This is a genomic window from Pseudomonas sp. FDAARGOS_761, assembly GCF_013343155.1.
GTDB lineage: Bacteria > Pseudomonadota > Gammaproteobacteria > Pseudomonadales > Pseudomonadaceae > Pseudomonas > Pseudomonas aeruginosa.
Genome location: NZ_CP054572.1, coordinates 3,871,896 through 3,897,094, shown reverse-complemented (window position 1 = coordinate 3,897,094; position 25,199 = coordinate 3,871,896). Strand labels below are relative to the sequence as shown.

29 protein-coding genes and 2 tRNA genes are annotated in these 25,199 nt (G+C 65.1%); 21 read left to right on the top strand and 10 right to left on the bottom strand.

Annotation, left to right across the window (positions count from 1 at the left end):
* The first annotated feature begins 34 nt into the window (after window positions 1-34).
* Window positions 35-337 (top strand): putative quinol monooxygenase, encoded by a 303-nt coding sequence (locus tag FOC67_RS18155; RefSeq protein WP_003091811.1) that lies wholly within the window; start codon window positions 35-37, stop codon window positions 335-337.
* A 6-nt stretch (window positions 338-343) separates the two neighbouring features.
* Here FOC67_RS18155 and tsaA read toward each other — a convergent pair whose 3' ends face one another.
* From tsaA to amrZ, 4 genes are all read right to left on the bottom strand, one after another.
* The gene (gene tsaA, locus FOC67_RS18150; protein WP_009313672.1) at window positions 344-1,039 is read right to left on the bottom strand and encodes a tRNA (N6-threonylcarbamoyladenosine(37)-N6)-methyltransferase TrmO; all 696 of its coding nucleotides are present in this window, start codon (window positions 1,037-1,039) and stop codon (window positions 344-346) included.
* A gap of 52 nt (window positions 1,040-1,091) precedes the next feature.
* Entirely contained in the window at window positions 1,092-1,862 is a 771-nt protein-coding gene (rhlG, locus tag FOC67_RS18145; RefSeq protein WP_003138231.1) for a 3-oxoacyl-ACP reductase RhlG, read from the bottom strand.
* A 97-nt stretch (window positions 1,863-1,959) separates the two neighbouring features.
* A complete protein-coding gene (locus FOC67_RS18140) occupies window positions 1,960-2,325 on the bottom strand; it encodes a DUF2784 domain-containing protein (RefSeq protein ID WP_003091804.1) in 366 nt (121 codons plus the stop codon).
* 153 nt (window positions 2,326-2,478) lie between these two features.
* Window positions 2,479-2,805 carry a transcriptional regulator AmrZ gene (gene amrZ / locus FOC67_RS18135; RefSeq protein WP_003091802.1) on the bottom strand — a complete coding sequence of 109 codons (327 nt, stop codon included), beginning with the start codon at window positions 2,803-2,805 and terminating at the stop codon, window positions 2,479-2,481.
* Window positions 2,806-3,165: 360 nt separating this feature from the next.
* On the opposite strand from amrZ, the gene phnC reads away from it, so the two are divergent.
* The 13 genes from phnC to phnP all read left to right on the top strand — a co-directional run bounded on the left by phnC (window position 3,166) and on the right by phnP (window position 13,791).
* Window positions 3,166-4,002 (top strand): phosphonate ABC transporter ATP-binding protein, encoded by an 837-nt coding sequence (gene phnC, locus FOC67_RS18130; protein WP_003130253.1) that lies wholly within the window; start codon window positions 3,166-3,168, stop codon window positions 4,000-4,002.
* Window positions 4,003-4,054: 52 nt separating this feature from the next.
* Complete coding sequence (gene phnD, locus FOC67_RS18125; RefSeq protein ID WP_003091795.1) at window positions 4,055-5,059, top strand: phosphonate ABC transporter substrate-binding protein; 1,005 nt, start codon at window positions 4,055-4,057, stop codon at window positions 5,057-5,059.
* A 67-nt stretch (window positions 5,060-5,126) separates the two neighbouring features.
* Window positions 5,127-5,921 carry a phosphonate ABC transporter, permease protein PhnE gene (gene phnE, locus FOC67_RS18120; protein ID WP_003091793.1) on the top strand — a complete coding sequence of 265 codons (795 nt, stop codon included), beginning with the start codon at window positions 5,127-5,129 and terminating at the stop codon, window positions 5,919-5,921.
* A 20-nt stretch (window positions 5,922-5,941) separates the two neighbouring features.
* Window positions 5,942-6,664 carry a phosphonate metabolism transcriptional regulator PhnF gene (gene phnF, locus FOC67_RS18115; protein ID WP_003091792.1) on the top strand — a complete coding sequence of 241 codons (723 nt, stop codon included), beginning with the start codon at window positions 5,942-5,944 and terminating at the stop codon, window positions 6,662-6,664.
* Window positions 6,665-6,673: 9 nt separating this feature from the next.
* Complete coding sequence (gene phnG / locus FOC67_RS18110) at window positions 6,674-7,132, top strand: phosphonate C-P lyase system protein PhnG (RefSeq protein WP_003091790.1); 459 nt, start codon at window positions 6,674-6,676, stop codon at window positions 7,130-7,132.
* The gene (gene phnH / locus FOC67_RS18105; protein ID WP_009313673.1) at window positions 7,132-7,761 is read left to right on the top strand and encodes a phosphonate C-P lyase system protein PhnH; all 630 of its coding nucleotides are present in this window, start codon (window positions 7,132-7,134) and stop codon (window positions 7,759-7,761) included. Before phnG ends, phnH begins: the two co-directional genes overlap by 1 nt.
* A complete protein-coding gene (locus FOC67_RS18100) occupies window positions 7,761-8,861 on the top strand; it encodes a carbon-phosphorus lyase complex subunit PhnI (protein WP_003091786.1) in 1,101 nt (366 codons plus the stop codon). Before phnH ends, FOC67_RS18100 begins: the two co-directional genes overlap by 1 nt.
* Window positions 8,858-9,742 (top strand): alpha-D-ribose 1-methylphosphonate 5-phosphate C-P-lyase PhnJ, encoded by an 885-nt coding sequence (locus tag FOC67_RS18095; RefSeq protein WP_003091784.1) that lies wholly within the window; start codon window positions 8,858-8,860, stop codon window positions 9,740-9,742. Before FOC67_RS18100 ends, FOC67_RS18095 begins: the two co-directional genes overlap by 4 nt.
* Window positions 9,739-10,554 (top strand): phosphonate C-P lyase system protein PhnK, encoded by an 816-nt coding sequence (gene phnK, locus FOC67_RS18090; RefSeq protein ID WP_003091781.1) that lies wholly within the window; start codon window positions 9,739-9,741, stop codon window positions 10,552-10,554. The genes FOC67_RS18095 and phnK overlap by 4 nt, the downstream gene beginning before the upstream one ends.
* Before the next feature lie 49 nt (window positions 10,555-10,603).
* Window positions 10,604-11,320, top strand: a complete 717-nt coding sequence (phnL, locus tag FOC67_RS18085) for a phosphonate C-P lyase system protein PhnL (RefSeq protein WP_003091778.1) — start codon at window positions 10,604-10,606, stop codon at window positions 11,318-11,320.
* Window positions 11,310-12,473: an alpha-D-ribose 1-methylphosphonate 5-triphosphate diphosphatase gene (locus FOC67_RS18080; RefSeq protein ID WP_003091776.1), complete on the top strand. Its 1,164-nt coding sequence runs from the start codon at window positions 11,310-11,312 to the stop codon at window positions 12,471-12,473. The genes phnL and FOC67_RS18080 overlap by 11 nt, the downstream gene beginning before the upstream one ends.
* Window positions 12,473-13,030 (top strand): phosphonate metabolism protein/1,5-bisphosphokinase (PRPP-forming) PhnN, encoded by a 558-nt coding sequence (gene phnN, locus FOC67_RS18075; RefSeq protein WP_003109293.1) that lies wholly within the window; start codon window positions 12,473-12,475, stop codon window positions 13,028-13,030. The genes FOC67_RS18080 and phnN overlap by 1 nt, the downstream gene beginning before the upstream one ends.
* The gene (gene phnP / locus FOC67_RS18070; RefSeq protein WP_009313674.1) at window positions 13,021-13,791 is read left to right on the top strand and encodes a phosphonate metabolism protein PhnP; all 771 of its coding nucleotides are present in this window, start codon (window positions 13,021-13,023) and stop codon (window positions 13,789-13,791) included. The genes phnN and phnP overlap by 10 nt, the downstream gene beginning before the upstream one ends.
* A 48-nt stretch (window positions 13,792-13,839) precedes the next feature.
* Here phnP and FOC67_RS18065 read toward each other — a convergent pair whose 3' ends face one another.
* The 4 genes from FOC67_RS18065 to FOC67_RS18050 form a co-directional block, all read right to left on the bottom strand.
* Complete coding sequence (locus FOC67_RS18065; RefSeq protein ID WP_003091768.1) at window positions 13,840-14,025, bottom strand: PA3371 family protein; 186 nt, start codon at window positions 14,023-14,025, stop codon at window positions 13,840-13,842.
* Window positions 14,026-14,076: 51 nt separating this feature from the next.
* A complete protein-coding gene (locus FOC67_RS18060) occupies window positions 14,077-14,223 on the bottom strand; it encodes a hypothetical protein (RefSeq protein ID WP_003091766.1) in 147 nt (48 codons plus the stop codon).
* Window positions 14,224-14,311: 88 nt separating this feature from the next.
* Complete coding sequence (locus tag FOC67_RS18055; RefSeq protein WP_003109295.1) at window positions 14,312-14,590, bottom strand: hypothetical protein; 279 nt, start codon at window positions 14,588-14,590, stop codon at window positions 14,312-14,314.
* Between the two features lie 192 nt (window positions 14,591-14,782).
* A complete protein-coding gene (locus FOC67_RS18050) occupies window positions 14,783-15,301 on the bottom strand; it encodes a GNAT family N-acetyltransferase (protein WP_003091762.1) in 519 nt (172 codons plus the stop codon).
* A gap of 119 nt (window positions 15,302-15,420) precedes the next feature.
* Between FOC67_RS18050 and FOC67_RS18045 the strand changes: the two genes are divergently transcribed.
* The 5 genes from FOC67_RS18045 (at window position 15,421) to FOC67_RS18025 (ending at window position 21,469) form a co-directional block, all read left to right on the top strand.
* Window positions 15,421-15,497, top strand: a tRNA-Arg gene (locus FOC67_RS18045).
* 1,273 nt (window positions 15,498-16,770) lie between these two features.
* Window positions 16,771-18,228 (top strand): DUF6531 domain-containing protein, encoded by a 1,458-nt coding sequence (locus FOC67_RS18040; protein ID WP_224429323.1) that lies wholly within the window; start codon window positions 16,771-16,773, stop codon window positions 18,226-18,228.
* A gap of 14 nt (window positions 18,229-18,242) precedes the next feature.
* A complete protein-coding gene (locus FOC67_RS18035; RefSeq protein WP_256679230.1) occupies window positions 18,243-20,984 on the top strand; it encodes an RHS repeat domain-containing protein in 2,742 nt (913 codons plus the stop codon).
* An 8-nt stretch (window positions 20,985-20,992) separates the two neighbouring features.
* Entirely contained in the window at window positions 20,993-21,232 is a 240-nt protein-coding gene (locus FOC67_RS18030) for a hypothetical protein (RefSeq protein ID WP_159068394.1), read from the top strand.
* Between the two features lie 162 nt (window positions 21,233-21,394).
* Window positions 21,395-21,469, top strand: a tRNA-Arg gene (locus FOC67_RS18025).
* Window positions 21,470-21,519: 50 nt separating this feature from the next.
* Here FOC67_RS18025 and FOC67_RS18020 read toward each other — a convergent pair.
* Both FOC67_RS18020 and FOC67_RS18015 read right to left on the bottom strand, forming a co-directional pair.
* Window positions 21,520-21,858, bottom strand: a complete 339-nt coding sequence (locus FOC67_RS18020; RefSeq protein ID WP_003109297.1) for a hypothetical protein — start codon at window positions 21,856-21,858, stop codon at window positions 21,520-21,522.
* Between the two features lie 475 nt (window positions 21,859-22,333).
* Entirely contained in the window at window positions 22,334-22,672 is a 339-nt protein-coding gene (locus FOC67_RS18015) for a hypothetical protein (RefSeq protein WP_003109297.1), read from the bottom strand.
* 266 nt (window positions 22,673-22,938) lie between these two features.
* Between FOC67_RS18015 and FOC67_RS18010 the strand changes: the two genes are divergently transcribed.
* A complete protein-coding gene (locus tag FOC67_RS18010; RefSeq protein ID WP_009313678.1) occupies window positions 22,939-23,979 on the top strand; it encodes an aliphatic amidase in 1,041 nt (346 codons plus the stop codon).
* 83 nt (window positions 23,980-24,062) lie between these two features.
* Window positions 24,063-25,178: an AAA family ATPase gene (locus tag FOC67_RS18005; protein ID WP_003091753.1), complete on the top strand. Its 1,116-nt coding sequence runs from the start codon at window positions 24,063-24,065 to the stop codon at window positions 25,176-25,178.
* Window positions 25,179-25,199 lie beyond the last annotated feature (21 nt).

Sequence of the window (25,199 nt, the reverse complement as noted above, 5' to 3'; positions counted from 1 at the left end):
TAATTTTGTAAATCTAAAACAAAAGGAAGTTTCCGTGTACTGCATCTTTATCAAGACCCGCCTCAGGCCCGGCTGCGCCGAGGCTTTCATCGATGCCATCCAGGTCAACGCCGCCGCTTCCGTGTCCACCGAGCCCGGCTGCCTGGTGTTCGACGTTTCCCGCGACCGACAGGACCCTGACCTGGTCTATCTCTACGAGATCTATCGCGATGACGCGGCCTACGAGGCGCACACCCGCACCGCGCATTTCCGCGACAGCCGGCCGTTGGTCGAGCCGCTGATCCTCGAACAGGAAGTCTTCGAAAGCGACGCGCTGGCGCTCAATCCGCTGCGCTGAGAAGGCTCAGTCGCCGCGGGCGACGTCCAGCACGCGGATCAGGTCCGGGCGCGGGTAGTGCCAATGCACGTCGAGGTCCCACAGGCGCACCCCGTAGCGGCGCCCGGGCTCCGGCTTCTGGTAGGCCGGACGCGGGTCCTGGGCCAGGCACTGCTCGATCAGCTCGGCCACCGGCTGCCGCAACCGCTGGCCGTGCTCATGGGCCTGGCGCCGCGCCTGCTTGCTCCACTCCACCGCGATGCCCGGCGGCGGCGCGTCGGCGATGCCGTTGCGGGCGTCGGCCACGGCGTCGGCGTAGGGTACGTAGGGCTTGATATCGAGTACCGGGGTGCCGTCGAGCAGGTCGATTCCGGACAGCCACAGGCGCCCCGCTTCGAAGCCCTCCAGGCGCACCACCGACTGGCCGATGCCGTTCGGCCGATGGGTGGCGCGGGTGGCGAAGACTCCCAGCGAGCGGTTGCCGCCCAGACGCGGCGGGCGCACCTTCAGTCGCGGCTTGTCTTCCAGGGCCTGGTGGAAGAGGAACAGCAGCCAGACATGGCTGACCTGCTCCAGGCCTTCCAGCGCTTCCGCCTGGTCGAACGGCGGCAGCAGTTCCAGGGTCCCCCGCGCCGCCGGCGCGAGCAGCGGCTGGCGCGGGATGGCGAACTTCTCCATGAAGCAGGAGCGGATGTAGCCGATGGGAGAAACGCTGTGGGTCATGGCGGGACGAGGCGAGCGGTCGGAGGCGTCATGTTACCCGGATTGGCGGCGCTCAGAGATGAAAACCGCCGTCGATGGGGATCACGTTGCCGGTCATGTAGGCGCCGGCGGTGCCGGCCAGGCTGATCGCCAGCGCCGCCATCTCCTCCGGGCGACCCCAGCGGCCCATGGGAATCGACGCGCTGTCCGCCTCCAGTGCCTGCGGGTCATTGGCGATGTGACGGGTCATGCGGCTCGGAAAGCGTCCGGGAGCGATCACATTGACATTGATGTGCTCGCCGACCAGTTCCTTCGCCAGCATCCGCGACAGTTGATGCAGCGCGGCCTTGCTCGGCCCGTAGGCATAGGCTTGTTCGCCCATGGCGCTGATGCCCGCCACCGAGCCGATGTTGATCACTCGCGCCGGATTTTCCGCGCTGGCCGAGCGGCGCAGCAGCGGCAGCAGTTGCTGGATGCAGGAAAACACCGAGGTGACATTGAGCTGCATGACCTTTTCCCAGCCGGACACCGGATAGCTTTCCAGCGCTGCGCCCCAACTGGTGCCGGCGTTGTTCACCAGGATATCCAGCCGCGCGCTGAGTTCGCCGAGCGCCTGCGCCAGGCGCCGGGCACCGGCTTCGCTGGAAAGGTCGGCAGGGATCGCCTGGCAATCGCCGTAGGCCGAGAGGTGTGTGGCGGTGTCGGCGCAGGCCTCTGCGTCACGTGCGCAGATGAAGACGCGGGCGCCGGCTTCGAGAAGACCCTGGGCGATCATCTGGCCGATGCCGCGGCTGCCGCCGGTGACCAGGGCGACGCGGCCGGCGAGGCTGAAATAGGGATGCATGGGAAACACTCCGGGCTGGGCAGGGGTGACCAGCCTACGATTCGCCTCGCTGCCGGCGCAGCACTATCCAGATACGGAATGACGTGGCATCCGTGGCTCAGCGGCTACTGCGGCGATGCCACAGATACAGGTAGGCGATCAGGTTGACCAGCAGAACGATGGCGCCAAGGATCCATTGCACCGCCGGGGTCAGGCCGGCGGGATAGATCAGCGGCAACAGGTAGTGCTCGACGAAGCCGCCGCTGTAGCCGGCGTCCCCGGCGGCCCGGCGCAGACGATTCTCCAGCGGGGTCAGCGGACAGGGCAGGCCGAGGAACTCAACGGCGCAGCCCCAGGCCACCGCCGGCAGGTGCAGCCAGGCCAGGCGTGGCCAACGCAACGGCAGCAGGCCGCCGAACAGGACGAACAGGATGAAGCCCAGGTGCAGCCAGACCAGGGCATCGGCGGCCAGGCGATAGCTCATTCGGCTCTCCCTCGTGGCGTTGGAGGGATAACGCCACCGCTACAGGGGCCGGCGGATAACCGCCTTGCGGTTACTCGCCCATGGTTGGGCCATCCATAAAGAAAAAGCCGGCGAATGCCGGCCATTTCAAGCGCTACGCGTGGGCTTCGGCGCTCAGGCCTGGGCCAGCTCCGCATCGTGTGCGATCAGGGCGACCAGCGCGTTCTGCTGACGGTGGGTCAGCTGGCGGAAACGCTGCAGCAGCTCGCGCTCGTGCAGGCTGAGTTCCGGGCTGTCCAGGCGAACACCGAGATTGTCTTGCAGCGCCCCTTCCTGGAGCAGGCTCTGCTCGAGTCGGGCGATGATCTCGGAGTTCATGCTGCGGTGATGGCTGCGAGCGACTTCTGCGATCTGCTCACGCATGCCCTCGGGCAGACGAACGACGAATTTGTCAGCGGTACGGCTGGAGTAGGTAGGAGTTGCCTGTTTCAGTGGGCGCATACATTGAACCTGTAGAGTCAGGGAAAAGCGGTGCCGAGGAAGCGTTCATTGTTCTCGGGCCTATGACCACGATTTCCGCCAGCCGTTCAGTCTGTTATTTCGGAAACAACAATTAGTTGACGTCAATTGTGCGTTGCGTGACGGCGTTTTGCCAGTACCAGCTATCTGAAATGCGAGCGATTCAACAAAAGCCTAGTTTTTTACTGGGGTTAGATGATGGCCTTCTGACCATCGGTCGTTCAATGGATTGTCACTCGACTGTCATCGTCACTTCACCGGTCTGACACAGTCTCCTCCTATCTTGGTCTACACCAGATGGCGCCGCTGGCGTCTTCGTGCAACCGATTGGAGGGGAGAACGATGAGCGCGGTGATCCGTGTCGACAGCCTGAACAAGACCTTTGCCCGCAAGCAGGCGCTTTTCAACCTGAAGCTGGAGATCCAGGCGGGCGAGATGGTGGCGTTGATCGGTGCATCCGGCTCCGGCAAATCCACGCTCCTGCGTCACGTCGCCGGGCTCGCCCGCTGCGACCGCGACAACGGCGGCAGCATCGACGTGCTGGGTCGCCGCCTGCAGGCGTCCGGTCGCCTGAGCGGCGAAGTGCGCCGCCTGCGCGCCGACATCGGCTACATCTTCCAGCAGTTCAACCTGGTCAACCGCCTCAGCGTGCTGGACAACGTCCTGCTCGGCTTCCTCGGTCGCATGCCGCGCTGGCGCGGTTCGCTGGGGCTGTTCAGCGCCGAGCAGAAGCGCCAGGCCCTGGAAGCGCTGGCGCGGGTCGGCCTGGCCGATTTCGCCGGGCAGCGCGCCTCGACCCTCTCCGGCGGCCAGCAGCAGCGCGTAGCCATCGCCCGCGCCCTGACCCAGAAGGCCGAGGTGATTCTCGCCGACGAACCGATCGCCTCGCTCGACCCGGAGTCGGCGCGCAAGGTGATGGACATCCTCGCCGACATCAATCGCCACGACGGCAAGACCGTGGTGGTGACCCTGCATCAGGTCGACTACGCGTTGCGCTATTGCCCGCGCGCGGTGGCCCTGAAGGGCGGCCGGATCCTCTTCGACGGCAGCAGCGAGCACCTTTCCGAAGGCTTCCTCAACGAACTCTACGGCGCCGAAGGGGACACCCCATTGCTGTTTTCCGACCGTGCCCGGCGCGGGGCGGAGAGCCAGCCGGAACTGACCCTCGCGCGCGCCTGACGTCATTCGAACCGCATAAAAACCCGCCAAACCCTGCCCAGGAGTTCTCTCCATGTTGAAACGCTTCAGTCGTGTGCTCGCGGCTTCCGCCCTGCTCGCCGGCTCCCTTGCCGGGATGGCGCACGCCGACCAGCCGGTGATCAATTTCGGGATCATCTCCACCGAGTCGTCGCAGAACCTCAAGAGCATCTGGGAGCCCTTCCTCAAGGACATGAGCCAGCAGACCGGCTACCAGGTGAAGGCCTTCTTCGCCCCCGACTACGCCGGGATCATCCAGGGCATGCGTTTCGACAAGGTCGACATCGCCTGGTACGGCAACAAGGCCGCCATGGAAGCGGTGGATCGCGCCCACGGCGAGATCTTCGCCCAGACCGTCGCCGCCAGCGGCGCGCCGGGCTACTGGAGCCTGCTGATCGCCAACAAGGACAGCAAGATCGACAGCGTCGAGGACATGTTGGCGAACGCCAAGAGCCTGACCTTCGGCAACGGCGATCCGAACTCCACGTCCGGCTACCTGGTGCCCGGCTACTACGTGTTCGCCAAGAACAACGTCGACCCGGTCAAGGCCTTCAAGCGCACCCTCAACTCCAGCCATGAGGTCAACGCCCTGGCGGTGGCCAACAAGCAGGTCGACGTCGCCACCTTCAATACCGAGGGCATGGAGCGCCTGGAATTGACCCAGCCGGAGAAGGCCAGGCAGCTCAAGGTGATCTGGAAGTCGCCGCTGATTCCGGGCGACCCGCTGGTGTGGCGCAACAACCTGAGCGACGAGCAGAAGAACAAGCTGCGCGACTTCTTCTTCAAGTACGGCGCCAACGCCGAGCAGAAGAAGGTCCTCGCCGACCTGCAATGGTCGAAGTTCCAGCCCTCCGACGACGACCAGTTGTTGCCGATCCGCCAGCTCGAGCTGTTCAAGCAGCGCACCGACGTGGCGAACAACGCCAACCTCGGCGCCGAAGAGAAGGCCGCCAAGCTGAAGGCCCTCGACGAGGAGCTGGCCAAGCTGGAGAAACGCATGGCTGAGCGCGAGCAGAAGACCGCCGCCAACGCCGGCTGATCCACCCCGGGCGCGGCCGGCGCCGCGCCCCACCCGATTCGCCAATACCGCTGTCGAGATTCCCGATATGAGCACTCTGAGCACCACCGCCGCGGCGGCCGCCACCGGCAAGCCATCCTGGGGACGCCTGGTCGGCTGGGGCCTGTTCCTCGCCATCCTCGCCTGGTCCTGGAAGGGCGCGGAAATGAACCCGGCCGTGCTGTTCCGCGACGCCGGTAACATGGCGACCTTCGCCGCCGACTTCTTCCCGCCGGACTTCGGCAACTGGAAGCTCTACCTCAGCGAGATGCTGGTCACCGTGCAGATCGCCCTCTGGGGCACGGTGCTGGCCATCGTCTGCGCCATCCCGCTGTCGATCCTGGCCTCCGAGAACATCGTGCCCTGGTGGGTCTACCAGCCGGTGCGGCGGGTGATGGATGCCTGCCGTTCGATCAACGAGATGGTCTTCGCCATGCTCTTCGTGGTCGCCGTCGGCCTGGGCCCGTTCGCCGGCGTGCTGGCGCTGTTCATCAGCACCACCGGGGTGCTTGCCAAGCTCTTCGCCGAGGCGGTCGAGGCGATCGACCCCGGTCCGGTCGAAGGCGTCCGCGCCACCGGTGCCAGCGCCCTGCAGGAGGTCATCTTCGGGGTCATCCCGCAGGTCCTGCCGCTGTGGATCTCCTATTCGCTGTACCGCTTCGAGTCCAACGTGCGTTCCGCCACCGTGGTCGGGATGGTCGGCGCCGGCGGCATCGGCGTGATCCTCTGGGAGGCCATCCGCGGCTTCCAGTTCGGCCAGACCTGCGCCGTGCTGATCGTGATCATCGTGGTGGTGAGCCTGATCGACGTTCTGTCACAACGCCTGCGCAAGCTGTTCATCTGACGACGCGAGGAGGGCGCCTGGTGCGCCCTTTCCAAACCATGCACTTGTCTAGACAAAGCGAACCGCTGTACCGCGAACTGGCCGAACGGCTGCGCCAGGAACTGCTGGCCTACCGCCCCGGCGACTACCTGCCCGGCGAGATCCAGCTGGCCCAGCGCTTCGCGGTGAACCGCCATACCCTGCGCCGGGCGCTCGACGAACTGGTGCTCGAAGGCCGCGTGCTGCGGCGCCAGGGCAAGGGCACCCAGGTCCTGGAGGCGCCGACGATCTACCCGATGGGCGCCGCCAACGCCTACACCGAGTCGCTCTCGGCCCAGGGCCACCGGGTCGAGGCTCGGCTGCTGGAGGCGCGCCAGCGTCCGGCCGGCGCCGCCGAGGCCACCCACCTGGGGATCGGCGAGGGCGGGCGGGTGCTGGAACTGACCACCCTGCGTTACCTCGACGGCCAGCCGGTGAGCCTGATCCGCCACTGCTACGCCGTTTCCCGCAGCGAGCTGCTCGCCGACTACCAGGGCGGTTCGCTGCGTCGCTACCTGGCCGACAAAGGCCTGCCGCTGACCCGCACCTACAGCCTGATCGGTGCGCGCCTGCCCAACCGCGAGGAGGCGGCGCGCCTGCTGATGCCCCGCCATGCGCCGTTGCTCACCGTCCTCACCCTGTCCCGCGACCGTACCGGCCAACCGGTGGAACTGGCCCAGTCGATCAGCCGCGCCGATCGCTTCCAGTACCAGGTTGCCCCCTAGGAGAAGCCCATGACCGCCTTGCATTCCGATCCCACCATCGCCGCACGACAGCGCTGGATGGGCGTGCTCGCCCGCGCCCGTCGCGAGGAGCTGGACGCCCATGCGGACGCCCTGCGCGATGCCGACTATCACCTGCTGCGCGCCGCCGAGACCGGCATGACCCTGGTGCGCGGACGCATGGGTGGCACCGGCAGCCCGTTCAACCTCGGCGAGATGACCGTGACCCGCTGCGTGGTCCGCCTCGCTGACGGACGTACCGGCTACAGCTATGTCGCCGGGCGCGACAAGCGCCACGCCGAACTGGCCGCCCTGGCCGACGCGCACCTGCAGGGCGCCGATGCGGCGGCCTGGCAGGCGCGCCTGATCGAACCGCTGGCCCGTACCCAGGCCGAGCGCCGTGCCGCCCAGGAGGCGGAAATCGCCACTACCAAGGTGGAGTTCTTCACCTTGGTCCGAGGAGAAGATTGATGACCAGCGCTTCGCTTCCCAGCCCGGCGGATACCGCCGCGCTATTGCAACCGGCGTTCCAGGACCCGGTCCTGGACGCCCAGCGGAGTTTCCGCGCGGCGCTCAAGGCCCTCGCCGAACCGGGGCTGGTACGCAACCTCGACCGCGCACCGGCGCTGGCCGCGTTGCAACCGGCCAGCTACGCGCTGTGCCTGAGCTTCCTCGACTCCGACACCCCGCTGTGGCTGGCGCCGGGTCTCGACAGCCCGACGTTGCGCGCCAACCTGGCCTTCCATTGCGGCTGCCCGATCGTCGCCGAGCGCGAGCAGGCGCTGTTCGCCTTGCTCGACGAACGCGAGCTGGACGACCTGAGCGGCTTCGACAGCGGCAGCGACCGTTATCCGGACCAGTCCTGCACCCTGCTGATCCAACTTGCCGGCCTCGATGGCGGCGCCTCGCTGGAGTGGCGCGGACCGGGTATCGCCGAGGTGCGCCAGGTAGCGTTGCCGGTGAGCGCCGGGTTCTGGGCGCAGCGCGCCGCACGCACCGAATTCCCCAGGGGCCTGGATGCCTTCTTCGCCGCCGGCGAGCGCATCCTCGGCCTGCCACGCAGTACCCGGGTCAGCGAACCCGTCGAGGAGGTGGCCTGATGTACGTAGCCGTCAAGGGTGGCGAGAAGGCCATCGACAACGCCCATCGCCTGCTGGCGCGCAAGCGCCGCGGCGATACCGCGCTGCCGGAGCTGTCGGTGGAGCAGATCCGCCAGCAGATGCCGCTGGCCGTATCGCGGGTGATGACCGAAGGTTCGCTGTACGACGAGCAACTGGCGGCACTGGCGATCAAGCAGGCGGCCGGCGACCTGATGGAAGCGATCTTCCTCCTCCGCGCCTACCGCACCACGCTGCCGCGCTTCGCCGCCAGCCTGCCGCTGGATACCGCCGGGATGCGCCTGCAACGGCGGATCTCGGCGACCTACAAGGACCTGCCGGGCGGGCAACTGCTCGGTCCGACCTTCGACTATACCCATCGCCTGCTCGACTTCAGCCTGCTCGCCGAGGGCGACTACCCCGGCCCCGAAGTGGAGCGGGGCGCGTCCCTGGAGCCTTGTCCGCGCGTGCTCGGCCTGCTCGACCGGGAAGGCCTGATGACGCCGGAGTACGAACTGCCCGGCGCGGTGCCGGATATCACCCGCGAGCCGCTCGACTTCCCCACCGGCCGCGCCCAGCGCCTGCAGGCCCTGGCCCGCGGCGACGAGGGCTTCCTTCTCGCCCTGGGCTATTCGACCCAGCGCGGCTACGGCCGCAACCATCCGTTCGCCGGGGAGATCCGCATCGGCGCCTGCGAGGTCTGGCTGGAGCCCGAGGAACTCGGCTTCGCGGTGCCGGTGGGCGAGATCGAGGTCACCGAGTGCGAGATGGTCAACCAGTTCGTCGGTTCCCGCGAGGAGCTGCCGCAATTCACCCGTGGCTACGGCCTGGCCTTCGGCTACGCCGAGCGCAAGGCGATGGGCATGGCCCTGGTCGACCGCGCCCTGCGCGCCGAGGAATACGGCGAGGAGGTGGTGTCGCCGGCGCAGCAGGAAGAGTTCGTCCTGATGCACTGCGACAACGTCGAGGCCGGTGGCTTCGTCTCGCACCTGAAGCTGCCGCACTACGTCGATTTCCAGTCCGAGCTGGAGCTGATTCGCAAGCTGCGTCGTCCCGGCGTCGCCGAATCCGCGCAACCCACTGTCCAGGAGAAGCGCGCATGAGCCTTTCCCCGCAAGCCAGCGCCGCGCCGGAGCAGGGCTACAACTTCGCCTACCTCGACGAGCAGACCAAGCGCATGATCCGCCGCGGCCTGCTCAAGGCGGTGGCGATCCCCGGCTACCAGGTGCCCTTCGGCGGCCGCGAGATGCCGCTGCCCTACGGCTGGGGCACCGGCGGCATGCAGGTGACCGCGGCCATCCTCGGTGCCGACGACGTGCTCAAGGTGATCGACCAGGGCGCCGACGACACCACCAACGCGGTATCCATCCGGCGTTTCTTCGCCCGCACCGCCGGGGTCGCCACCACCGAACGGACCCCGGAGGCGACGGTGATCCAGACCCGCCACCGGATACCGGAAACCGCCCTGAGCGGCGAGCAGATCATGGTCTACCAGGTGCCGATCCCCGAGCCGCTGCGCTTCATCGAGCCTTCCGAGGCGGAGACCCGGACCATGCATGCGCTCAACGACTACGGGGTGATGCACGTGAAGCTCTACGAGGACATCGCCACCTTCGGCCATATCGCCACCAGCTATGCCTACCCGGTGACGGTGGACGAGCGCTACGTGATGGATCCCTCGCCGATTCCCAAGTTCGACAACCCCAAGCTGGACATGAACCCGGCGCTGATGCTGTTCGGCGCCGGTCGCGAGAAGCGCCTGTACGCGGTGCCGCCGTTCACCCGGGTGGCGAGCCTGGATTTCGAGGACCACCCCTTCGAGGTCCAGCGCTGGGAGGAAAGCTGCGCCTTCTGCGGCAGCCACGAGTCCTACCTGGACGAACTGATCGTCGACGACCGTGGCGGCAAGCGCTTCGTCTGTTCCGACACCGATTACTGCACGCAGCGGCGTGCCCGCCAGGAAGAAGGGGAGGACGCGCAATGAACGCGGTCTGCGAATCCATCGATGCGAGCCTCGACGCGCGCGACCGGCCGCTGCTCTCGGTGCGCGGCCTGACCCGCCTGTACGGGCCGGAAAAGGGCTGCCAGGAGGTCGACTTCGATCTCTACCCCGGCGAAGTGCTGGGCATCGTCGGCGAGTCCGGCTCGGGCAAGTCGACCCTGCTCTCGCTGCTCTCCGGGCGCTGCCCGCCGGACGCCGGCACGGTCGCCTACCGCGACGACGGCGACCGCTGGCTGGACCTCTACGCCGCCAGCGAAGCCGAGCGGCGCACCCTGCTGCGCACCGAGTGGGGCTTCGTCGAGCAGAACCCGCGCGACGGCCTGCGCATGGGCGTGTCCGCCGGCGCCAACATCGGCGAACGGCTGATGGCCCAGGGCGTGCGCCACTACGGTCGGCTGCGCCAGGCCGGGTTGGACTGGCTGGAACAGGTGGAGATCGATCCGCTGCGCATCGACGACCTGCCGCGAACCTTTTCCGGCGGCATGCAGCAGCGCCTGCAGATCGCCCGCAACCTGGTCTCGGCGCCACGCCTGGTGTTCATGGACGAACCCACCGGCGGCCTCGACGTGTCGGTGCAGGCGCGCCTGCTCGACCTGCTGCGCGGCCTGGTGCGCGAGCTGGACCTGGCGGTGGTGATCGTCACCCACGACCTGGCGGTGGCGCGCCTGCTCGCCGACCGCCTGATGGTCATGCGCCGTTCGCGGGTGGTGGAAGCCGGTCTCACCGACCAGATTCTCGACGACCCGCAGCATCCGTACACGCAATTGCTGGTGTCGTCGGTCCTGCAACCCTGAGCCGAAGCGTCGGCGCCGGTCCGCGCGACGGGCGCCCGGAGAAGTAGCGATGAACAACCTGATCGAGGTCCGCGACCTCAGCAAGACCTTCACCCTGCACCAGCAACAGGGCGTAGTGCTCAATGTGCTGCGCGGGCTCAACTTCAATGTCGCCGGCGGCGAATGCCTGGTGCTCCACGGTCGCTCCGGCGCCGGCAAGAGCACCCTGCTGCGCACGCTCTACGGCAACTACCTGCCGGCCGGCGGCAGCATCCGCCTGCGCCACGCCGGCGACTGGCTGGAACTGGTCGGCGCCGAGCCTCGCGAGGTGCTCGCCGTGCGCCGCCAGACCCTCGGCTACGTCAGCCAGTTCCTGCGGGTGATCCCGCGGGTGGCGACCCTCGACGTGGTCATGGAGCCGGCCCTGGCCCGTGGCTGGAGCCGCGACAGCGCCGAACTGCGGGCGCGCAGCCTGCTGGCCCGGCTGAACATCCCGGAACGCCTCTGGCAACTGGCGCCGGGTACCTTTTCCGGCGGCGAGCAGCAACGCGTCAACATTGCCCGCGGCTTCATGGTCGAGTGGCCGATCCTGCTGCTCGACGAGCCGACCGCGTCCCTCGACGAAGCCAACCGCCAGGTAGTGCTGGAACTGATCGGCGAAGCCAAGGGCGCCGGCGCCGCGTTGATCGGCATCTTCCACGACCGCGCCGCCCGCGAGGCGGTGGCCAGCCGCTACCTGGACATGAGCCAGGAGCTTTCCCGCCAGGAGCAAGCCCATGTCGTCTGAACGCGTTCTCAGCAATGCCCGGGTAGTCAGCGCCGAGCGGGTCTTCGTCGGCAGCGTGCTGCTGCGCGACGGCCTGATCGCCGCGGTCGACGAAGGCCGCAGCCACCTGGCCGGGGCCGAGGACCTGGGGGGCGACTACCTGCTGCCCGGCCTGGTCGAGCTGCACACCGACAACCTGGAGAAGCACATGACCCCGCGTCCCGGCGTCGACTGGCCGTCGGCCTCGGCGGTGCTGGCGCACGACGCGCAGATCGTCGCCGCGGGGATCACCACGGTGTTCGACGCGCTGTCCATCGGCGACGTCAACCCCAAGGGCAAGCGCATGCAGCAGTTGCCGAAGATGCTCGAGGCCATCGGCGAGGCCGCCGCCAGCGGCGACGCGCGCGCCGACCATCGCCTGCACCTGCGTTGCGAGGTCAGCCATCCGCAGACGCTGGAGGTGTTCCGCGAACTGGTCGAGCATCCGCTGGTGCAACTGGTCTCGGTGATGGACCACGCCCCCGGCCAGCGCCAGTTCGCCAGGCTGGAGAAGTACCGCGAGTACTACCAGGGCAAGTACCACCTGAGCGATGCCGAGATGGACGCCTTCATCGTCGAGCAGGTAGCCAACTCCGAGCGCTACAGCGACGCCGCCCGTGCGGCCATCGTCGATGTCTGCCAGGGACGCGGCCTGTCGGTGGCCAGCCATGACGACGCGACCCTCGCGCATGTCCGCGAGTCGGCCGGCTACGGCATGGCCATCGCCGAGTTCCCGACCACCGTGGAGGCCGCCAGGGCCAGCCACGAGCACGGCCTGCAGGTGCTGATGGGTGCGCCCAACGTGGTCCGCGGCGGTTCCCATTCGGGCAACGTGGCGGCGGCGCAACTGGCGGGAATCGGCGTGCTGGATATCCTTTCCAGCGACTACTATCCGGCCAGCCTGCTGCATGCGGCCTTGCTGCTCGCCGGCGAGCACAGCGAGTATGATGCGATCCGCTACGACCTGCCGCGCGCGGTGGCGATGGTCAGCCGTACCCCGGCGCTGGCCGCCGGGCTGACCGATCGTGGCGAAATCCGCGTCGGCCTGCGCGCCGATCTGCTGCAGGCGCGGGCGCTCGGCAACAACCAGCCGGTGGTGCGCCAGGTCTGGCGCGGCGGGCAGAGAGTGTTCTGATGACAGGCAGACTGATTTATCTGATGGGGCCTTCCGGCTCGGGCAAGGACAGCCTGTTGCAGGCCGCGCGCGAGCCCCTGGCGCTGCGCGGCTGCCGTATCGTGCGGCGGGTGATCACGCGCTCCGCGGAAGCGGTGGGGGAGGACGCCCAGGCGGTGACCCCGGCGCAATTCGACACCCTCGAGCGGGCCTCGGCGTTCGCCATGAGCTGGCGCGCCAACGGCCTTTGCTATGGCATCCCAGTGCAGATCGACGAGTGGCTGGCGCAGGGCTACGACGTGCTGGTGAACGGCTCGCGCGGCTACCTGGCGCAGGCCCGCCGGCGCTATCCGGATCTGCTCGCGGTCCTGCTCGGGGTGAAACCCGAGGTGCTGCGCCAGCGCCTGCTGGCGCGCGGCCGGGAAAGCCCCGAGGAAATCGAGGCGCGCCTGGCGCGTAACGCCGAGTTCGCCGCCGGCCTGGAGGGCCCGCTGTTCCAACTGGACAACTCCGGTGACCTCGACGACACGCTACGCAGCCTCCTGGCCCGTCTCGGCAGCGACCGCGCATGCGCCTGACCCTGCTCGGCACCGGCGACGCCCGCCAGGTGCCGGTCTACGGTTGCGATTGCCCGGCCTGTCGCAACGCGCGCGCCGACGCCGGCCTGCGTCGCCGTCCCTGTAGCGCGCTGCTGGAGTGCGCCGGCCAGCGCTGGCTGATCGACAGCGGCCTGGTCGATCTCTGCGAGCGCTTCCCGCCCCATAGCCTCGATGGCATCCTCCAGACCCATTACCACGCCGACCACGCCCAGGGCCTGCTGCACCTGCGCTGGGGCCAGAGTCTGGTGATCCCGGTGCATGGCCCGGCCGACCCGGAGGGCCTCGCCGACCTCTACAAGCATCCGGGTATCCTCGATTTCAGCCAGCCCTTCGGCGCCTTCGAGCGGCGCCAGTGGGGCGCGTTGGCGGCGACCGCGCTACCGCTGGTCCACTCGAAGCCGACCTTCGGCTACTTGCTGGAGGGGGCTTCCGAGGAGGGAACGATACGGCGTCTGGCCTACCTCACCGATACCGTCGGGCTGCCGGCGGACAGCGCCTCGCGATTGCTCGCGGCGCCGCTGGACCTGCTGGTGCTGGACTGCTCGATGCCGCCGCAGGAGCGGCCGCCGCGCAACCACAACGACCTGACGCGGGCATTGGAGTGCATCGAATCACTGCGTCCCCGGCGGGCCGTGTTGACTCACGTCGGGCATGCGCTGGACGCCTGGCTGCTGGACCACCCCGCTGCGTTGCCCGAGGGGGTGGAACTGGCACACGACGGCATGTGCCTGCCGCTGTGAGCGACGCTGTAGCGCCCGGCAAGGCGTTGTGGGGCGTTGTGGGCGAAATTAGTCCAGGCTGGGATCGAAGCGGATTCGCCGACCTACCACCAGCGCAAACAGCAGCCAGGCGCCGGATATGCCCAGCAGTCCCCAGGCGCACCAGGCGAGGAGGGTGGCATCGGGCGGCAGGCTCAGCGCCAGGATCGCGCTGGCGATCACCACGAACAGAAGAATGACGGCGGATCGTGACATGGTTTCACTCCCGGAGCCCTCTCCGTCGGGCTCGCTGTTCCTTGTGCCGGCTCAGTGGCGCCGAGGTTCCGTGGCGCCCTTGTCGCTCAGCGGAAGCTTCGCTGGATATTCGTCTCCTCCGCGCTCTATCAGCCAGAGCAGCCCGTAGACGCCGACCGAAAGGGCCAGGGCGGTCAGCGGCAAAGCCAGGATCCACATGTTCTTTCTCCCTTCCGCCCGCCAGCATCCCGGGGACCTGTGCGGCGGTGTAGCGTCGTTGGATGCCGGTCTCCCGGCGCTTGCTTCGTCAGAATGTCCAGGCCTGTTCGTCGGCCGCGGTCACCAGCGCCGTGCCGCGCTCGTCCTCGCCTACGGTGACGATGCGCGGGGATTCTTCGGGCGCCTGGATCACCAGTCGCTGCGCAGCGGGTGCCCACTGCGGCGTTGCGTTGCTGTCCAGCACTACCGGCTTTTCGCCGTTGCGTTCCTGCGTCCTGTCCTCGTCGCCCAGTGCGCTGTTCTGGAATACTACGAGAGCCAGCAGGGAAAGAAGTCCGGTGCCGACCAGGTTGCGTGAGCTGCTCATGTTCACCTCCATTTCGTAGCTTTGCCAGGCAGATGGCCAAGGTTTGATCCTGAGGGTCTTGTAGCAGCGGTTGTGCCAACTTTTTTCTATAAAAAATCCTTTTAAATCAATGAATTATATATGTGTCCGAGACTCTCTCGCATGCACTTTGCACGGATGGGCATTTTGCCGGTTGCAAAATGCATGATGCTGTCAGCCCAGATGCAGCGCCAGGCTTACGCCGTGGCTGGTGAACCCTAGCGCGGCATAGAAGCGCTGCGCGGTTTCCCGGTCCTGGTGACTGGAAAGCGCCAGTTTGTAGCAGCCCCAACTGCGCGCGCGCTCCACGGCCCGGCCGATCAGCTCGCGGCCTACGCCCTGGCCGCGGGCGTGGCGGTCGACCACCATGTCTTCGAGAATCGCCGAGCGGGCGAAATCGTGCGCCAGGTGTTCGATCAGATGCAGGGTGCAGGTGCCGAGCAGGCGCTCGCCGCGCTCGGCCACCAGGGTGACCCGGTCGCCGCGCGGTCGTTGCAGCTGGATGGCCAGCAACGCCGGGTCCGGGCGCGGATCGGCGCTACCGAGTTGCTGTAGCAGCAACGACAGGCGCGGCGCGTCGTGCTCGCTGGCGATCCGCACGTCGAAGCTGGCGAAGGGGGAGTCCGGTATCCGCGGCTGGCGCGGGGCGTCCGGCAGGTCCTGTGCGGCGGGAATGGCGACGGTCTGGTTCATGCTGCACCTCCAGGGTTGCGGAAAATTATGCGCAGCCTTGGTGGCAGTGGCATGACAAACGCTTTCTCTGCCGTTAACATGCCGCCCGGACGCGGCGCACCGCTCGCCATGTCCGGCGTGTCCCGGTAGCTCAATTGGATAGAGCATCCCCCTCCTAAGGGGAAGGTTGGAGGTTCGACCCCTCTCCGGGACGCCAAATATATCGGGCACTTACCGCAAATCGCTTCTCCTGGGCCAGTTCTTTGTCGGGGCATGGTGGGTGCAGTAAGCCTAAAAGAAAGCCCCGTCCTGAATCGCTCAGACGGGGCTTTTCCATGCCGGCCAGCTCAAATGTCTGTCGTCAGCGCCAGCAGGACAACCGGGTGGCCTGCGCCGCTCCCGGTAAGCTCGATCCTCGCTTTCCCTTCTCATCGCGACCTTCGCGCGCGTCTTAATCCTCCGAATACCCTACCAAGCGCATCGCTGGATGCAGCTTCGAGATCTTTCACCTTCATCGAGAGCACGTCCTCATTGTGGTTTTCCGGGCAGTTCTAGCCTAGTGCCATTACGTCGAGGTTTGGGCTCGATGTGATGGTGTGCCTGAGGGCGGTGCCGGCAGATCGCATCCAGGCGGATGAGGTGCTGGAGATAGGCGGAATTTTCCGCCGATCAGGAGGGACCAGAAACTTTCCGGACTCTGGCCGTAGGGGGAGTGCGGAATCATTGCAGATCCTGGCCAAGCCATGCCGGAAAATCTTCCGGTATATGGCGGGAAAGTCTCCGGCACATGCGACGGGCACGCTTTTGTACCCGTATCGGGAGGGATCCCTCGGAGGTGGGTCCGACAAGGTAGGTTTTTCTCACTTTCCCCCATTAGTAGTGGTCGTGATCTGCGGTGCCTGACTGTCTCCTCAAAATTGTGGGCACGGTCGCGCGACCCTCTCCTGAAAATTCAGGAATTTCGTCCCCAGCTCAAAAGAACGTTTTGTGTCCTTTAGCCTGGGCGAGATACCGGGAGTTTTCCTGCATTGCAGGAGATCCAAACTGGCGATTTTCCGGTTTTGCCGGGGTGTCGTTTCATCGTCCTTGGGCATAGCGGGACTGGCCGTCCTCCATTGGAGTTTTTGCCGCCGGCGGTGGCCGCAAGGCAGGCCGACTGCGCCACCTCGTCCGAGGTCGGTAGATTCCTGGCTTAATCACCTTGGCCGCGTGCTTGCTCCCGTCTGGCTCACGGACAGAAATTTGCGTAAACGCCGTCGGTTCTTAAGACTGGCTCACGGAATACAGTGAACATCTATACGAAACTCGACTGCCGGACATGATCGGCACTGGATTTGGGGCGAATAGTAAGCCGGGTAGATGATCGAGGGGGCTTCATTGCGAACCGGAAGTGGCAGGAAACGAAGCTTTTTGTGGCCCAGGAGAAAGGATAAATGAGGACTAAGGCAAGTCTATTAGCTCAGGGGAGGCTACGTTCTGTAACGCGTTTAATGTTCACGTTGTTCTTCGCCCAGAGCGCTAATGCTGAACTTTATCAATGGAAAATTAGCATACCAGGGGAACCTACAGCCTTCTTTCCATCCTATGCGGCGGCGTGCCAGTACTACTTCGATAATACATCAAAAAACTGGCTAAAAACAATTGAGAAAATGAATCCCAAGTGGGTTCAATGCAATGTTTCGGGTACTGGCGGGATTACTTGGCAGACCTCGGGAGCTACCTTGATCGGCAACAGCTGCCCACTAGGGGCTGAGCTTAATAACGAGACAGGAAGCTGCGATTGTCGCCCCGGTTACGAAATGGATGACGCTGGCTGTAAGCTTCCAGATAAAAATGGCCCCGACAAGGGGGCTCCGCCGCCGGAGGGTTGCGCAGGAAACCCGGTCAACATCACCAATGGCAACAAATATCAGGTCGAGCATGACTTAATAACCCCGATTCCGCTTGCCCGACACTACAATGGCCTGGACGGATTATGGCGTCATTCGTTCTCTCCGCGCATAACACGCAAGGATGATAGCTACCTACTTTACCGCGAAGACGGAAAGGTTTCGGAGTTCACTGGGGCCGGGAGAGATCTAACTTCCCTCACGGATCTGGGAAGGCTTAGCCGACTAGCAGGAAGATTTTTCTATACCTCGGAGCTCAACGAAACTATAGAGTTTGACCCGTATGGAAAACTCGCCAGGCTCAAGACCAAGGAGGGTCGCAAGTATCGTGTAGAGCGAGGCGCTAATCTTGTGATTAGCGACGAGCATGGCAACAAACTCGTTCTCTCGGAGGGAGCCAACCATCAACTCCTTCGCGCTCAGACAGGGGGTATATCCATTGAGTACACATACGACAAGGAACAGCGACTCACTTCGGTAACACGAACAGATGGGCAATACAGCACGAAAACACAGTACCTCTATGACGACCCGAGGAACATAAAACTACTTACAGGCATCCAGGATAACAATAATCGCCGGTTCGCCACCTGGGCCTACGACAACCAAGGCCGCGCCATCTCCAGCGAACACGCCAACGGCGCCGAAAAGGTCTCCCTCGCCTACAACGATGACGGCTCCACCACCGTCACCAACGAATACGGCAAGCAGGCCACCTACCGCTTCCAGGTGATCCAGGGCATCAAGCGCATCGTCGCCATCGAAGGCGAACCCTCTCCCAACTGCCCCAGCAGCAATTCCACCTTCACCTACGACGAACGCGGACTGCTCAGCAGCAAACGCGACAACAACGGCAACCTGACCACCTACCAGTACAACGCCCGTGGCCTGGAGACCTCGCGCACCGAGGCCGCCGGCACTGCGCAGGCGCGCACCATCACAACCGACTGGCACCCGACCCTGTTCCTCCCGGTGCAGGTCAGCGAGCCCGGCCGGATCACCCGCTACCAGTACGACGCCGAGGGACGCAAGACCGGCGAGACCGTCACCACCCGCTGACAAGGACGACACCCATGCGCATCCCCCCATACTTCCCCCGCCTCGGCGCCCTCGCCCTGGCCTGCGCCCTCGCCCTGCCCGCGCAGGCGGCCGAGCGCGCCTGGAGCTACAGCTACAACGCCCTCGGCCTGATCGAGCGCGCCGACGGTCCGCGCACCGATGTGCAGGACGTCACCCTCTATGCCTACGACAGTCGCGGCAACCTGACCCAGGTGACCAACGCCCTCGGCCAGGTCACCCGCCTCGGCGACTATGACGAGCGCGGCAAGCCCGGCAGCATCACCGATGCCAACGGCGTCACCAGCAGCCTCGCCTACACCGGTGTCGACGGCTGGCTGGCCTCCGTCAGCACCGCTGGCAGCACCACCCGCTTCGACTATGACGCGGTCGGCCAGATCACCCGCGTCACCCGCGGCGACGGCAGTTGGCTGAGCTACGAATACGACGACGCACGGCGGCTGGTGGCGATCGGCAACAACCTCGGCGAACGCCTCGAATACGACGTCGACACCAAGGGCAATCGCACCGCCCAGCGCATCAAGGACGCCAGCGGCAGCCTGGTGCGCCAGCAGCAATGGGCCTACGACGAGCTTGGCCGGCTGCTCCGTGCGGTCGGCGCCGGCGGCCAGACACGCAGCTTCGCCTACGACCTCAACGACAATCCGGTCGGCGAAACCAACCCGCGCCAGTTCGCCCACAGCCAGGCCTTCGACGCCCTCGACCGGCTGGTCGGCCAGAGCGATCCTCTCGGCGGCAAGACCCAACTCGCCTACGACGCCCAGGACAACCTCACCGAGGTCAAGGACCCGCGCGGCGTCACCACCCGCTACGAATACGACGGCCTCGGCAACCTGACCCGACTGGTCAGCCCGGACAGCGGCACCACCACCTTCGAGCACGACGCCGCCGGCAACGTCATCCGCCGCACCGACGCTCGCGGTGCGGTCACCGAGTATCGCTACGACGCCCTCAATCGCCTGATCGAGCGCCACTCGCCGAGCGACCCGAGCCTCGACGTACAGTACCGCTACGACCTCACCGCCGACGGCAACCAGGGCATCGGCCGCCTGGGCGCCATCGAAGGTGCCCGCGACAGCCTGGTGTACCGCTACGACGAGCGCGGCAACCTGGTCGAGCAGGTACGCAGCATCCGCCTCGACCAGCAGACCCTGCTCGACCGCGTGACCTACCGCTACGACGCGGCCAACCAACTGCTGGAGATCGGCTACCCCTCCGGCCTCGCCATCGGCTACCCGCGCAACGCCGGCGGCCAGGTCGCCAGCGTGACCCTGGCAGTAGGCGACAAGGCGCCGAGCACCCTGGTCGGGCAGATCGCCTACCTGCCCTTCGGCCCGCTGCTGCGCCTGACCTGGGGCAACGGCATCACTCTCAGCCGCGAGTACGACCAGGACTACCAACTGCTGCGGCAGAAGGTCGGCCCCTGGCAGAGCGACTACCGGCACGATGCCAATGGCAATATCCAGCAGCACCGCCACAGCCTCTGGGGCACCCTGGACTACCAGTACGACCCGCTGGACCGCCTGACCGAGGAACGCGGCGTCCAGGGCGGGCGCAGCTATGCCTACGACGCGGTCGGCAACCGCACCCAACGCAGCGACAACCCCGCCTCAGGCGGCACCGCCAGCAGCCAGGACTACCAGTACGCGCCCGACAGCAACCGATTGACCGCCATCGGCGCGCAAGCGGTGACCAGCGACGCCGCCGGCAACCTCACCCAGGACCGCGCCGCACGCAAACTGGCCTACGACGCCCAGGGCCGCCTGCAAAGCGTCAGCCTCGACGGCCAGCAGGTCGCCGAATACCGCTACAACGCCCTCGGCCAGCGCATCGTCAAGCTCACCCCCGAAAGCATCACCACCTACCTCTACGGCCCCGACGGCCAATTGCTCGGCGAAGCCGAACACGACGGCAGCGGCCGGAAACTGCGAGCCCAGTACTACCTGTGGCTGGACAGCCTGCCGCTGGCCACCATCGACGCCGACTACGACGCCCAGGGCAAGGTCGGCAACCCAACCCTGCTCTACCTCCATGGCGACCACCTCGACACCCCGCGCCTGGCCACCGACGCCAGCGGCCAGATCGCCTGGCAGTGGCAGTCCGACGCCTTCGGCCGCGGCGAAGCGCTGAGCCAGGGCAGCACCCAGGTCAACCTGCGCTTCCCCGGGCAGTACTACGATGCGGAAAGCGGGCTGCACTACAACTACTTCCGCGACTATGATCCGGAGACTGGGCGGTATGTGGAGAGTGATCCGATTGGACTAAGTGGGGGAGTGAACACATACGGATATGTACAGGGAGCCCCCCTCAACCGTATTGATCCTTTAGGTCTAGCAGCAATAGAGATTGATATTCCTAAATCAGCATACGATTGGATACCCGAAAATATTCGATTACCTGCGGGAAGACTGTTAGGGGGAGCATTGCTGGTGGCTAGTATTTCCGGAGCTACGCCACAAGCTGACAGCGATACAAAAGAGCAAAACTGCCCAAAAGACTGCCCGCCGTGCAAGACAATTAGCGGCAGGATCATTCCTGTTGGAACCTTGGGCTATAGACCATTAGACATTATTCCAGACGACGAAATGCAACACGGGGTTTATGGATCTCATCACAACATGTTTGTTGCCAATCAGAACCCCAACAATTGCCGATGCTTCTGGCAGAAGAAAAACTACGTATTAAAACCTGAGCAGCTTCCGAAAAACGCAGTTCCAGTAGAGCCGTTTATAAACTGAGGTTACTCATGAGATATTCAAATGGAAAAAAAGTAGAGCTGGGAGACAAAGTTGATCTTGGCGACGGAGATACAGCTATAATTGTCGGAATCATTGATGAGAATCTCTACTCAGAAGAATACCCCAAAAGTGATTGGGAATACTTAAAATCAGGACTATTGATGCTCACAAGAGACTCAACACTACTCCACTACCCAAAAATAGAAGACGAGATAAAACTAATAAGCAGAAAAAGCCAAGTAAATTGAAGGTCTCCAACCATCTTTAAGACCAACTTAAACCTTGTCGCATTCCAGATGGTGTCTTTGATGCTAATTACGGCGAGCTTGCAAGCATGCTGGCAGGCTTAGTTAAGTCAAACCTCGATATCGAACTGGGGGAGCTGTGGCGCCGGCCCGGTCCCCTTTATGGTCCGTAGCTCAATTGGATAGAGCATCCCCCTCCTAAGGGGAAGGTTGGAGGTTCGCCCCCTCTCCGGGACGCCATTTCATGCTCTGCTCCAGCTTCCCTCGCCGCTTCGACAGTCCGCTTGCCGTCACTTTCTCCGATAGCTTTTCTTACCGCCCGGCGTCAGGCAGTACACCCCTCCGCGCGGGCCCGTGCAGAACGAGCCGCTGCCACAGGCACAGCCCTGCGTCGTGCCTTGCAGACGCTGTACGGCGGGTTGTCCGGTACGTCCGCCGGCGTTGCCGAAGTAGGCCGCGCAACTGCGCTTCGAGGCGCTGATGGAGCCGTCGTTGCAGAGGAAGATATCGCCGTCGCAACCGGCGATACCGCCTTTCTTTCCCGAGCAGGGGCTATTGGCGGCCAGCGCCGGAAGTGCGCAGACCGACAGGAGGAAGAGGGCGATCGAGGCGAAGAGTCCGAATTTCATTGGCGAAGCTTCCGTGCGAATGATGGCTGCATGCTATCTCAGGCGCGCGCCGTGCGCTTTCGCGAGCGCGCCGATTACATGGCCTTACCCGAGCCTTGACAGGTCTTTTCCGAGAAAAGGGGGACAGATTTATTTTTACTACTCTAATTTCAGCGACTGTGCCCACGCTGAACTACTCAAAGCAAATAACTCGCTAAACCATGCGCCTTTGCCTAGGCATCGCGAAGTTCCTTTACGGCATCTGCGCTGGAGTCTCCATGCTAGAAAAATTAGAGTAGAGAAAATAAATCTGTCCCCTTTATGGTCCTTTGCCCCTGAGTCACTATTAGGGGCTCTACATGCTTGCAGGCCCCGAGCGTCTTCTTTTGTACCTGATTGAGCGTCAGTACGCCTATGCGTCCCAAGGTGCGCCTTTTGGGACGCCATTTCATGCTCTGCTCCAGCTTCCCTCGCTGCTTCGCCAGTCCGCTTGCCGTCACTTTCTCCGATAGCTTTTCTTGCCGCCCGGCGTCAGGCAGTACACTCCTCCGCGCGGGCCCGTGCAGAACGAGCCGCTGCCACAGGCACAGCCCTGCGTCGTGCCTTGCAGACGCTGTACGGCGGGTTGTCCGGTACGTCCGCCGGCGTTGCCGAAGTAGGCCGCGCAACTGCGCTTCGAGGCGCTGATGGAGCCGTCGTTGCAGAGGAAGATATCGCCGTCGCAACCGGCGATACCGCCTTTCTTTCCCGAGCAGGGGCTATTGGCGGCCAGCGCCGGAAGTGCGCAGACCGACAGGAGGAAGAGGGCGATCGAGGCGAAGAGTCCGAATTTCATTGGCGAAGCTTCCGTGCGAATGATGGCTGCATGCTATCTCAGGCGCGCGCCGTGCGCTTTCGCGAGCGCGCCGATTACATGGTCTTACCCGAGCCTTGACAGGTCTTTTCGACGGGGCTTATAAGTGGCGCCATCAGGTCATGCGCATCAGCGTCGATGTCGCGGGGCCGAACCTAACGCATACGTACAGAGCAAATGGGCTCTCCCGGGGTTACCCGGGAGGGCCTTTTTTCGTCCCGAAAAAATAACAACAAGAGGTGATATCCATGCGTCACGGCGATATTTCCAGCAGCAACGACACCGTCGGAGTGGCGGTGGTCAACTACAAGATGCCGCGCCTGCACACCGCGGCGGAGGTCCTGGACAACGCCCGGAAGATCGCCGACATGATCGTCGGCATGAAGCAGGGCCTGCCCGGCATGGACCTGGTGGTGTTCCCCGAGTACAGCCTGCAGGGCATCATGTACGATCCGGCGGAGATGATGGAAACCGCGGTGGCGATCCCCGGCGAGGAAACCGAGATATTCTCCCGCGCCTGCCGCAAGGCCAACGTCTGGGGCGTATTCTCCCTCACCGGCGAACGGCATGAGGAGCATCCGCGCAAGGCGCCGTACAACACTCTGGTGCTGATCGACAACAACGGCGAGATCGTCCAGAAATACCGCAAGATCATTCCCTGGTGCCCCATCGAGGGCTGGTATCCCGGTGGCCAGACCTACGTCAGCGAAGGGCCGAAGGGCATGAAGATCAGCCTGATCATCTGCGACGACGGCAACTACCCGGAAATCTGGCGCGACTGCGCGATGAAGGGCGCCGAGCTGATCGTGCGCTGCCAGGGCTACATGTACCCGGCCAAGGACCAGCAGGTGATGATGGCCAAGGCCATGGCCTGGGCCAACAACTGCTATGTGGCGGTGGCCAACGCCGCCGGCTTCGACGGCGTGTATTCCTACTTCGGCCACTCGGCGATCATCGGCTTCGACGGTCGTACCCTGGGTGAGTGCGGCGAGGAGGAAATGGGTATCCAGTACGCCCAGCTGTCGCTCTCGCAGATCCGCGATGCGCGCGCCAACGATCAGTCGCAGAACCACCTGTTCAAGATCCTCCACCGCGGCTACAGCGGCTTGCAGGCATCCGGCGATGGCGACCGGGGCCTGGCGGAATGTCCGTTCGAGTTCTACCGCACCTGGGTCACCGACGCCGAGAAGGCGCGCGAGAATGTCGAGCGTCTGACCCGCTCGACTACCTGCGTGGCGCAATGCCCGGTCGGCCGGCTGCCCTACGAGGGACTGGAGAAGGAGGCCTGACGGCAGACGCCGCCAGCCCGGCGTGCCGTCGCGCGGCACGCCGTCTCCGCCATTTCCCCCCTGTGGCAGAAGGAGTTTCATCCATGCCTTTTCTGAGCGACATGCTCGACCAGTCCCGCCGGCAGCAGGACGAGGAACAGGCCCTGGCGCGGGAGAATCTCGCCGAGGCGAGTCTGCTCCAGGCCCACCTGAGCCACCGCAGCGCCCTGCACAGCCGCTTCCGTTTCGACCCGGCGGCGGTGATGGACTGCCTGCGCGCCGAGGTGCTCGGCCAGGAACCGGCGCTACAGGCCGTCGAGGACATGCTCAAGGTGGTTCGCGCGGACATCGCCGACCCGCGCCGTCCGCTGTTCAGCGCGCTGTTCCTCGGCCCCACCGGGGTCGGCAAGACCGAGATCGTGCGCGCCCTGGCCAGGGCCCTGCACGGCGACGCCGAGGGGTTCTGCCGGGTGGACATGAACACCCTGTCCCAGGAGCACTATGCCGCCGCCCTCACCGGTGCGCCGCCGGGCTACGTCGGGGCGAAGGAGGGCACCACGCTGTTGGAGCAGGACAAGCTGGACGGCAGTCCCGGGCGCCCCGGCATCGTTCTCTTCGACGAACTGGAGAAGGCCAGCCCGGAAGTGGTCCATGCGCTGCTCAACGTGCTCGACAACGGCCTGCTGCGGGTCGCTTCCGGCGAGCGCACCTACCATTTCCGCAACACCCTGGTGTTCATGACCAGCAATCTCTGCGCCCATGAGATCCAGCGCTACGACGAGCGTCGCCAACGCCTGCCCTGGCGCCTGCTGCCGGTCGGCGGCGAACGCCGGCGGCGGGACATCGACGGGATGGTCCGGGCCCGGCTGCTGAAGACCTTCTCGCCGGAGTTCGTCAATCGTCTCGATAGCGTGGTCACCTTCAACTGGATCGAACGCAACGTCGTCGCGCGCCTGGTCGAGTTGGAGGTGCAGCGGCTCAACCGGCGTCTGGAGAAGCATCGCTGCCGCCTGGAGGCGACCCCGGAGGTGCTGGCGAAGATCGCCCGCGCCGGCTTCGACCGGCAGTTCGGCGCCCGTGCGTTGCGCCGCAGCGTCCGTCATCATCTCGAGGTACCGCTGGCCGAGCATCTGCTCGACCACCACCAGCCGGGCGACGGGAACTGCACGACCTACCTGGCGAGCCTGGAGCACGAGCGGGTTCGCTTCGTGCGGCGCTGAGCGACAGTCACAGGAGAGGAA

Bases quoted from the DNA above. Each gene is read 5' to 3' on its own strand.
- phnN (WP_003109293.1), top strand. From the start codon at position 12,473: ATGACAGGCAGACTGATTTATCTGATGGGGCCTTCCGGCTCGGGCAAG.
- FOC67_RS18060 (WP_003091766.1), bottom strand. From the start codon at position 14,223: ATGTGGATCCTGGCTTTGCCGCTGACCGCCCTGGCCCTTTCGGTCGGC.
- FOC67_RS18005 (WP_003091753.1), top strand. From the start codon at position 24,063: ATGCCTTTTCTGAGCGACATGCTCGACCAGTCCCGCCGGCAGCAGGAC.
- phnK (WP_003091781.1), top strand. From the start codon at position 9,739: ATGAACGCGGTCTGCGAATCCATCGATGCGAGCCTCGACGCGCGCGAC.
- FOC67_RS18080 (WP_003091776.1), top strand. From the start codon at position 11,310: ATGTCGTCTGAACGCGTTCTCAGCAATGCCCGGGTAGTCAGCGCCGAG.
- phnE (WP_003091793.1), top strand. From the start codon at position 5,127: ATGAGCACTCTGAGCACCACCGCCGCGGCGGCCGCCACCGGCAAGCCA.
- FOC67_RS18100 (WP_003091786.1), top strand. From the start codon at position 7,761: ATGTACGTAGCCGTCAAGGGTGGCGAGAAGGCCATCGACAACGCCCAT.
- phnG (WP_003091790.1), top strand. From the start codon at position 6,674: ATGACCGCCTTGCATTCCGATCCCACCATCGCCGCACGACAGCGCTGG.
- FOC67_RS18095 (WP_003091784.1), top strand. From the start codon at position 8,858: ATGAGCCTTTCCCCGCAAGCCAGCGCCGCGCCGGAGCAGGGCTACAAC.
- tsaA (WP_009313672.1), bottom strand. From the start codon at position 1,039: ATGACCCACAGCGTTTCTCCCATCGGCTACATCCGCTCCTGCTTCATG.
- rhlG (WP_003138231.1), bottom strand. From the start codon at position 1,862: ATGCATCCCTATTTCAGCCTCGCCGGCCGCGTCGCCCTGGTCACCGGC.
- FOC67_RS18015 (WP_003109297.1), bottom strand. From the start codon at position 22,672: ATGAAATTCGGACTCTTCGCCTCGATCGCCCTCTTCCTCCTGTCGGTC.
- amrZ (WP_003091802.1), bottom strand. From the start codon at position 2,805: ATGCGCCCACTGAAACAGGCAACTCCTACCTACTCCAGCCGTACCGCT.
- phnC (WP_003130253.1), top strand. From the start codon at position 3,166: ATGAGCGCGGTGATCCGTGTCGACAGCCTGAACAAGACCTTTGCCCGC.
- phnL (WP_003091778.1), top strand. From the start codon at position 10,604: ATGAACAACCTGATCGAGGTCCGCGACCTCAGCAAGACCTTCACCCTG.
- phnH (WP_009313673.1), top strand. From the start codon at position 7,132: ATGACCAGCGCTTCGCTTCCCAGCCCGGCGGATACCGCCGCGCTATTG.
- FOC67_RS18035 (WP_256679230.1), top strand. From the start codon at position 18,243: ATGCGCATCCCCCCATACTTCCCCCGCCTCGGCGCCCTCGCCCTGGCC.
- FOC67_RS18010 (WP_009313678.1), top strand. From the start codon at position 22,939: ATGCGTCACGGCGATATTTCCAGCAGCAACGACACCGTCGGAGTGGCG.
- FOC67_RS18055 (WP_003109295.1), bottom strand. From the start codon at position 14,590: ATGAGCAGCTCACGCAACCTGGTCGGCACCGGACTTCTTTCCCTGCTG.
- FOC67_RS18020 (WP_003109297.1), bottom strand. From the start codon at position 21,858: ATGAAATTCGGACTCTTCGCCTCGATCGCCCTCTTCCTCCTGTCGGTC.
- phnP (WP_009313674.1), top strand. From the start codon at position 13,021: ATGCGCCTGACCCTGCTCGGCACCGGCGACGCCCGCCAGGTGCCGGTC.
- FOC67_RS18050 (WP_003091762.1), bottom strand. From the start codon at position 15,301: ATGAACCAGACCGTCGCCATTCCCGCCGCACAGGACCTGCCGGACGCC.
- FOC67_RS18040 (WP_224429323.1), top strand. From the start codon at position 16,771: ATGTTCACGTTGTTCTTCGCCCAGAGCGCTAATGCTGAACTTTATCAA.
- FOC67_RS18030 (WP_159068394.1), top strand. From the start codon at position 20,993: ATGAGATATTCAAATGGAAAAAAAGTAGAGCTGGGAGACAAAGTTGAT.
- FOC67_RS18065 (WP_003091768.1), bottom strand. From the start codon at position 14,025: ATGTCACGATCCGCCGTCATTCTTCTGTTCGTGGTGATCGCCAGCGCG.
- phnD (WP_003091795.1), top strand. From the start codon at position 4,055: ATGTTGAAACGCTTCAGTCGTGTGCTCGCGGCTTCCGCCCTGCTCGCC.
- FOC67_RS18140 (WP_003091804.1), bottom strand. From the start codon at position 2,325: ATGAGCTATCGCCTGGCCGCCGATGCCCTGGTCTGGCTGCACCTGGGC.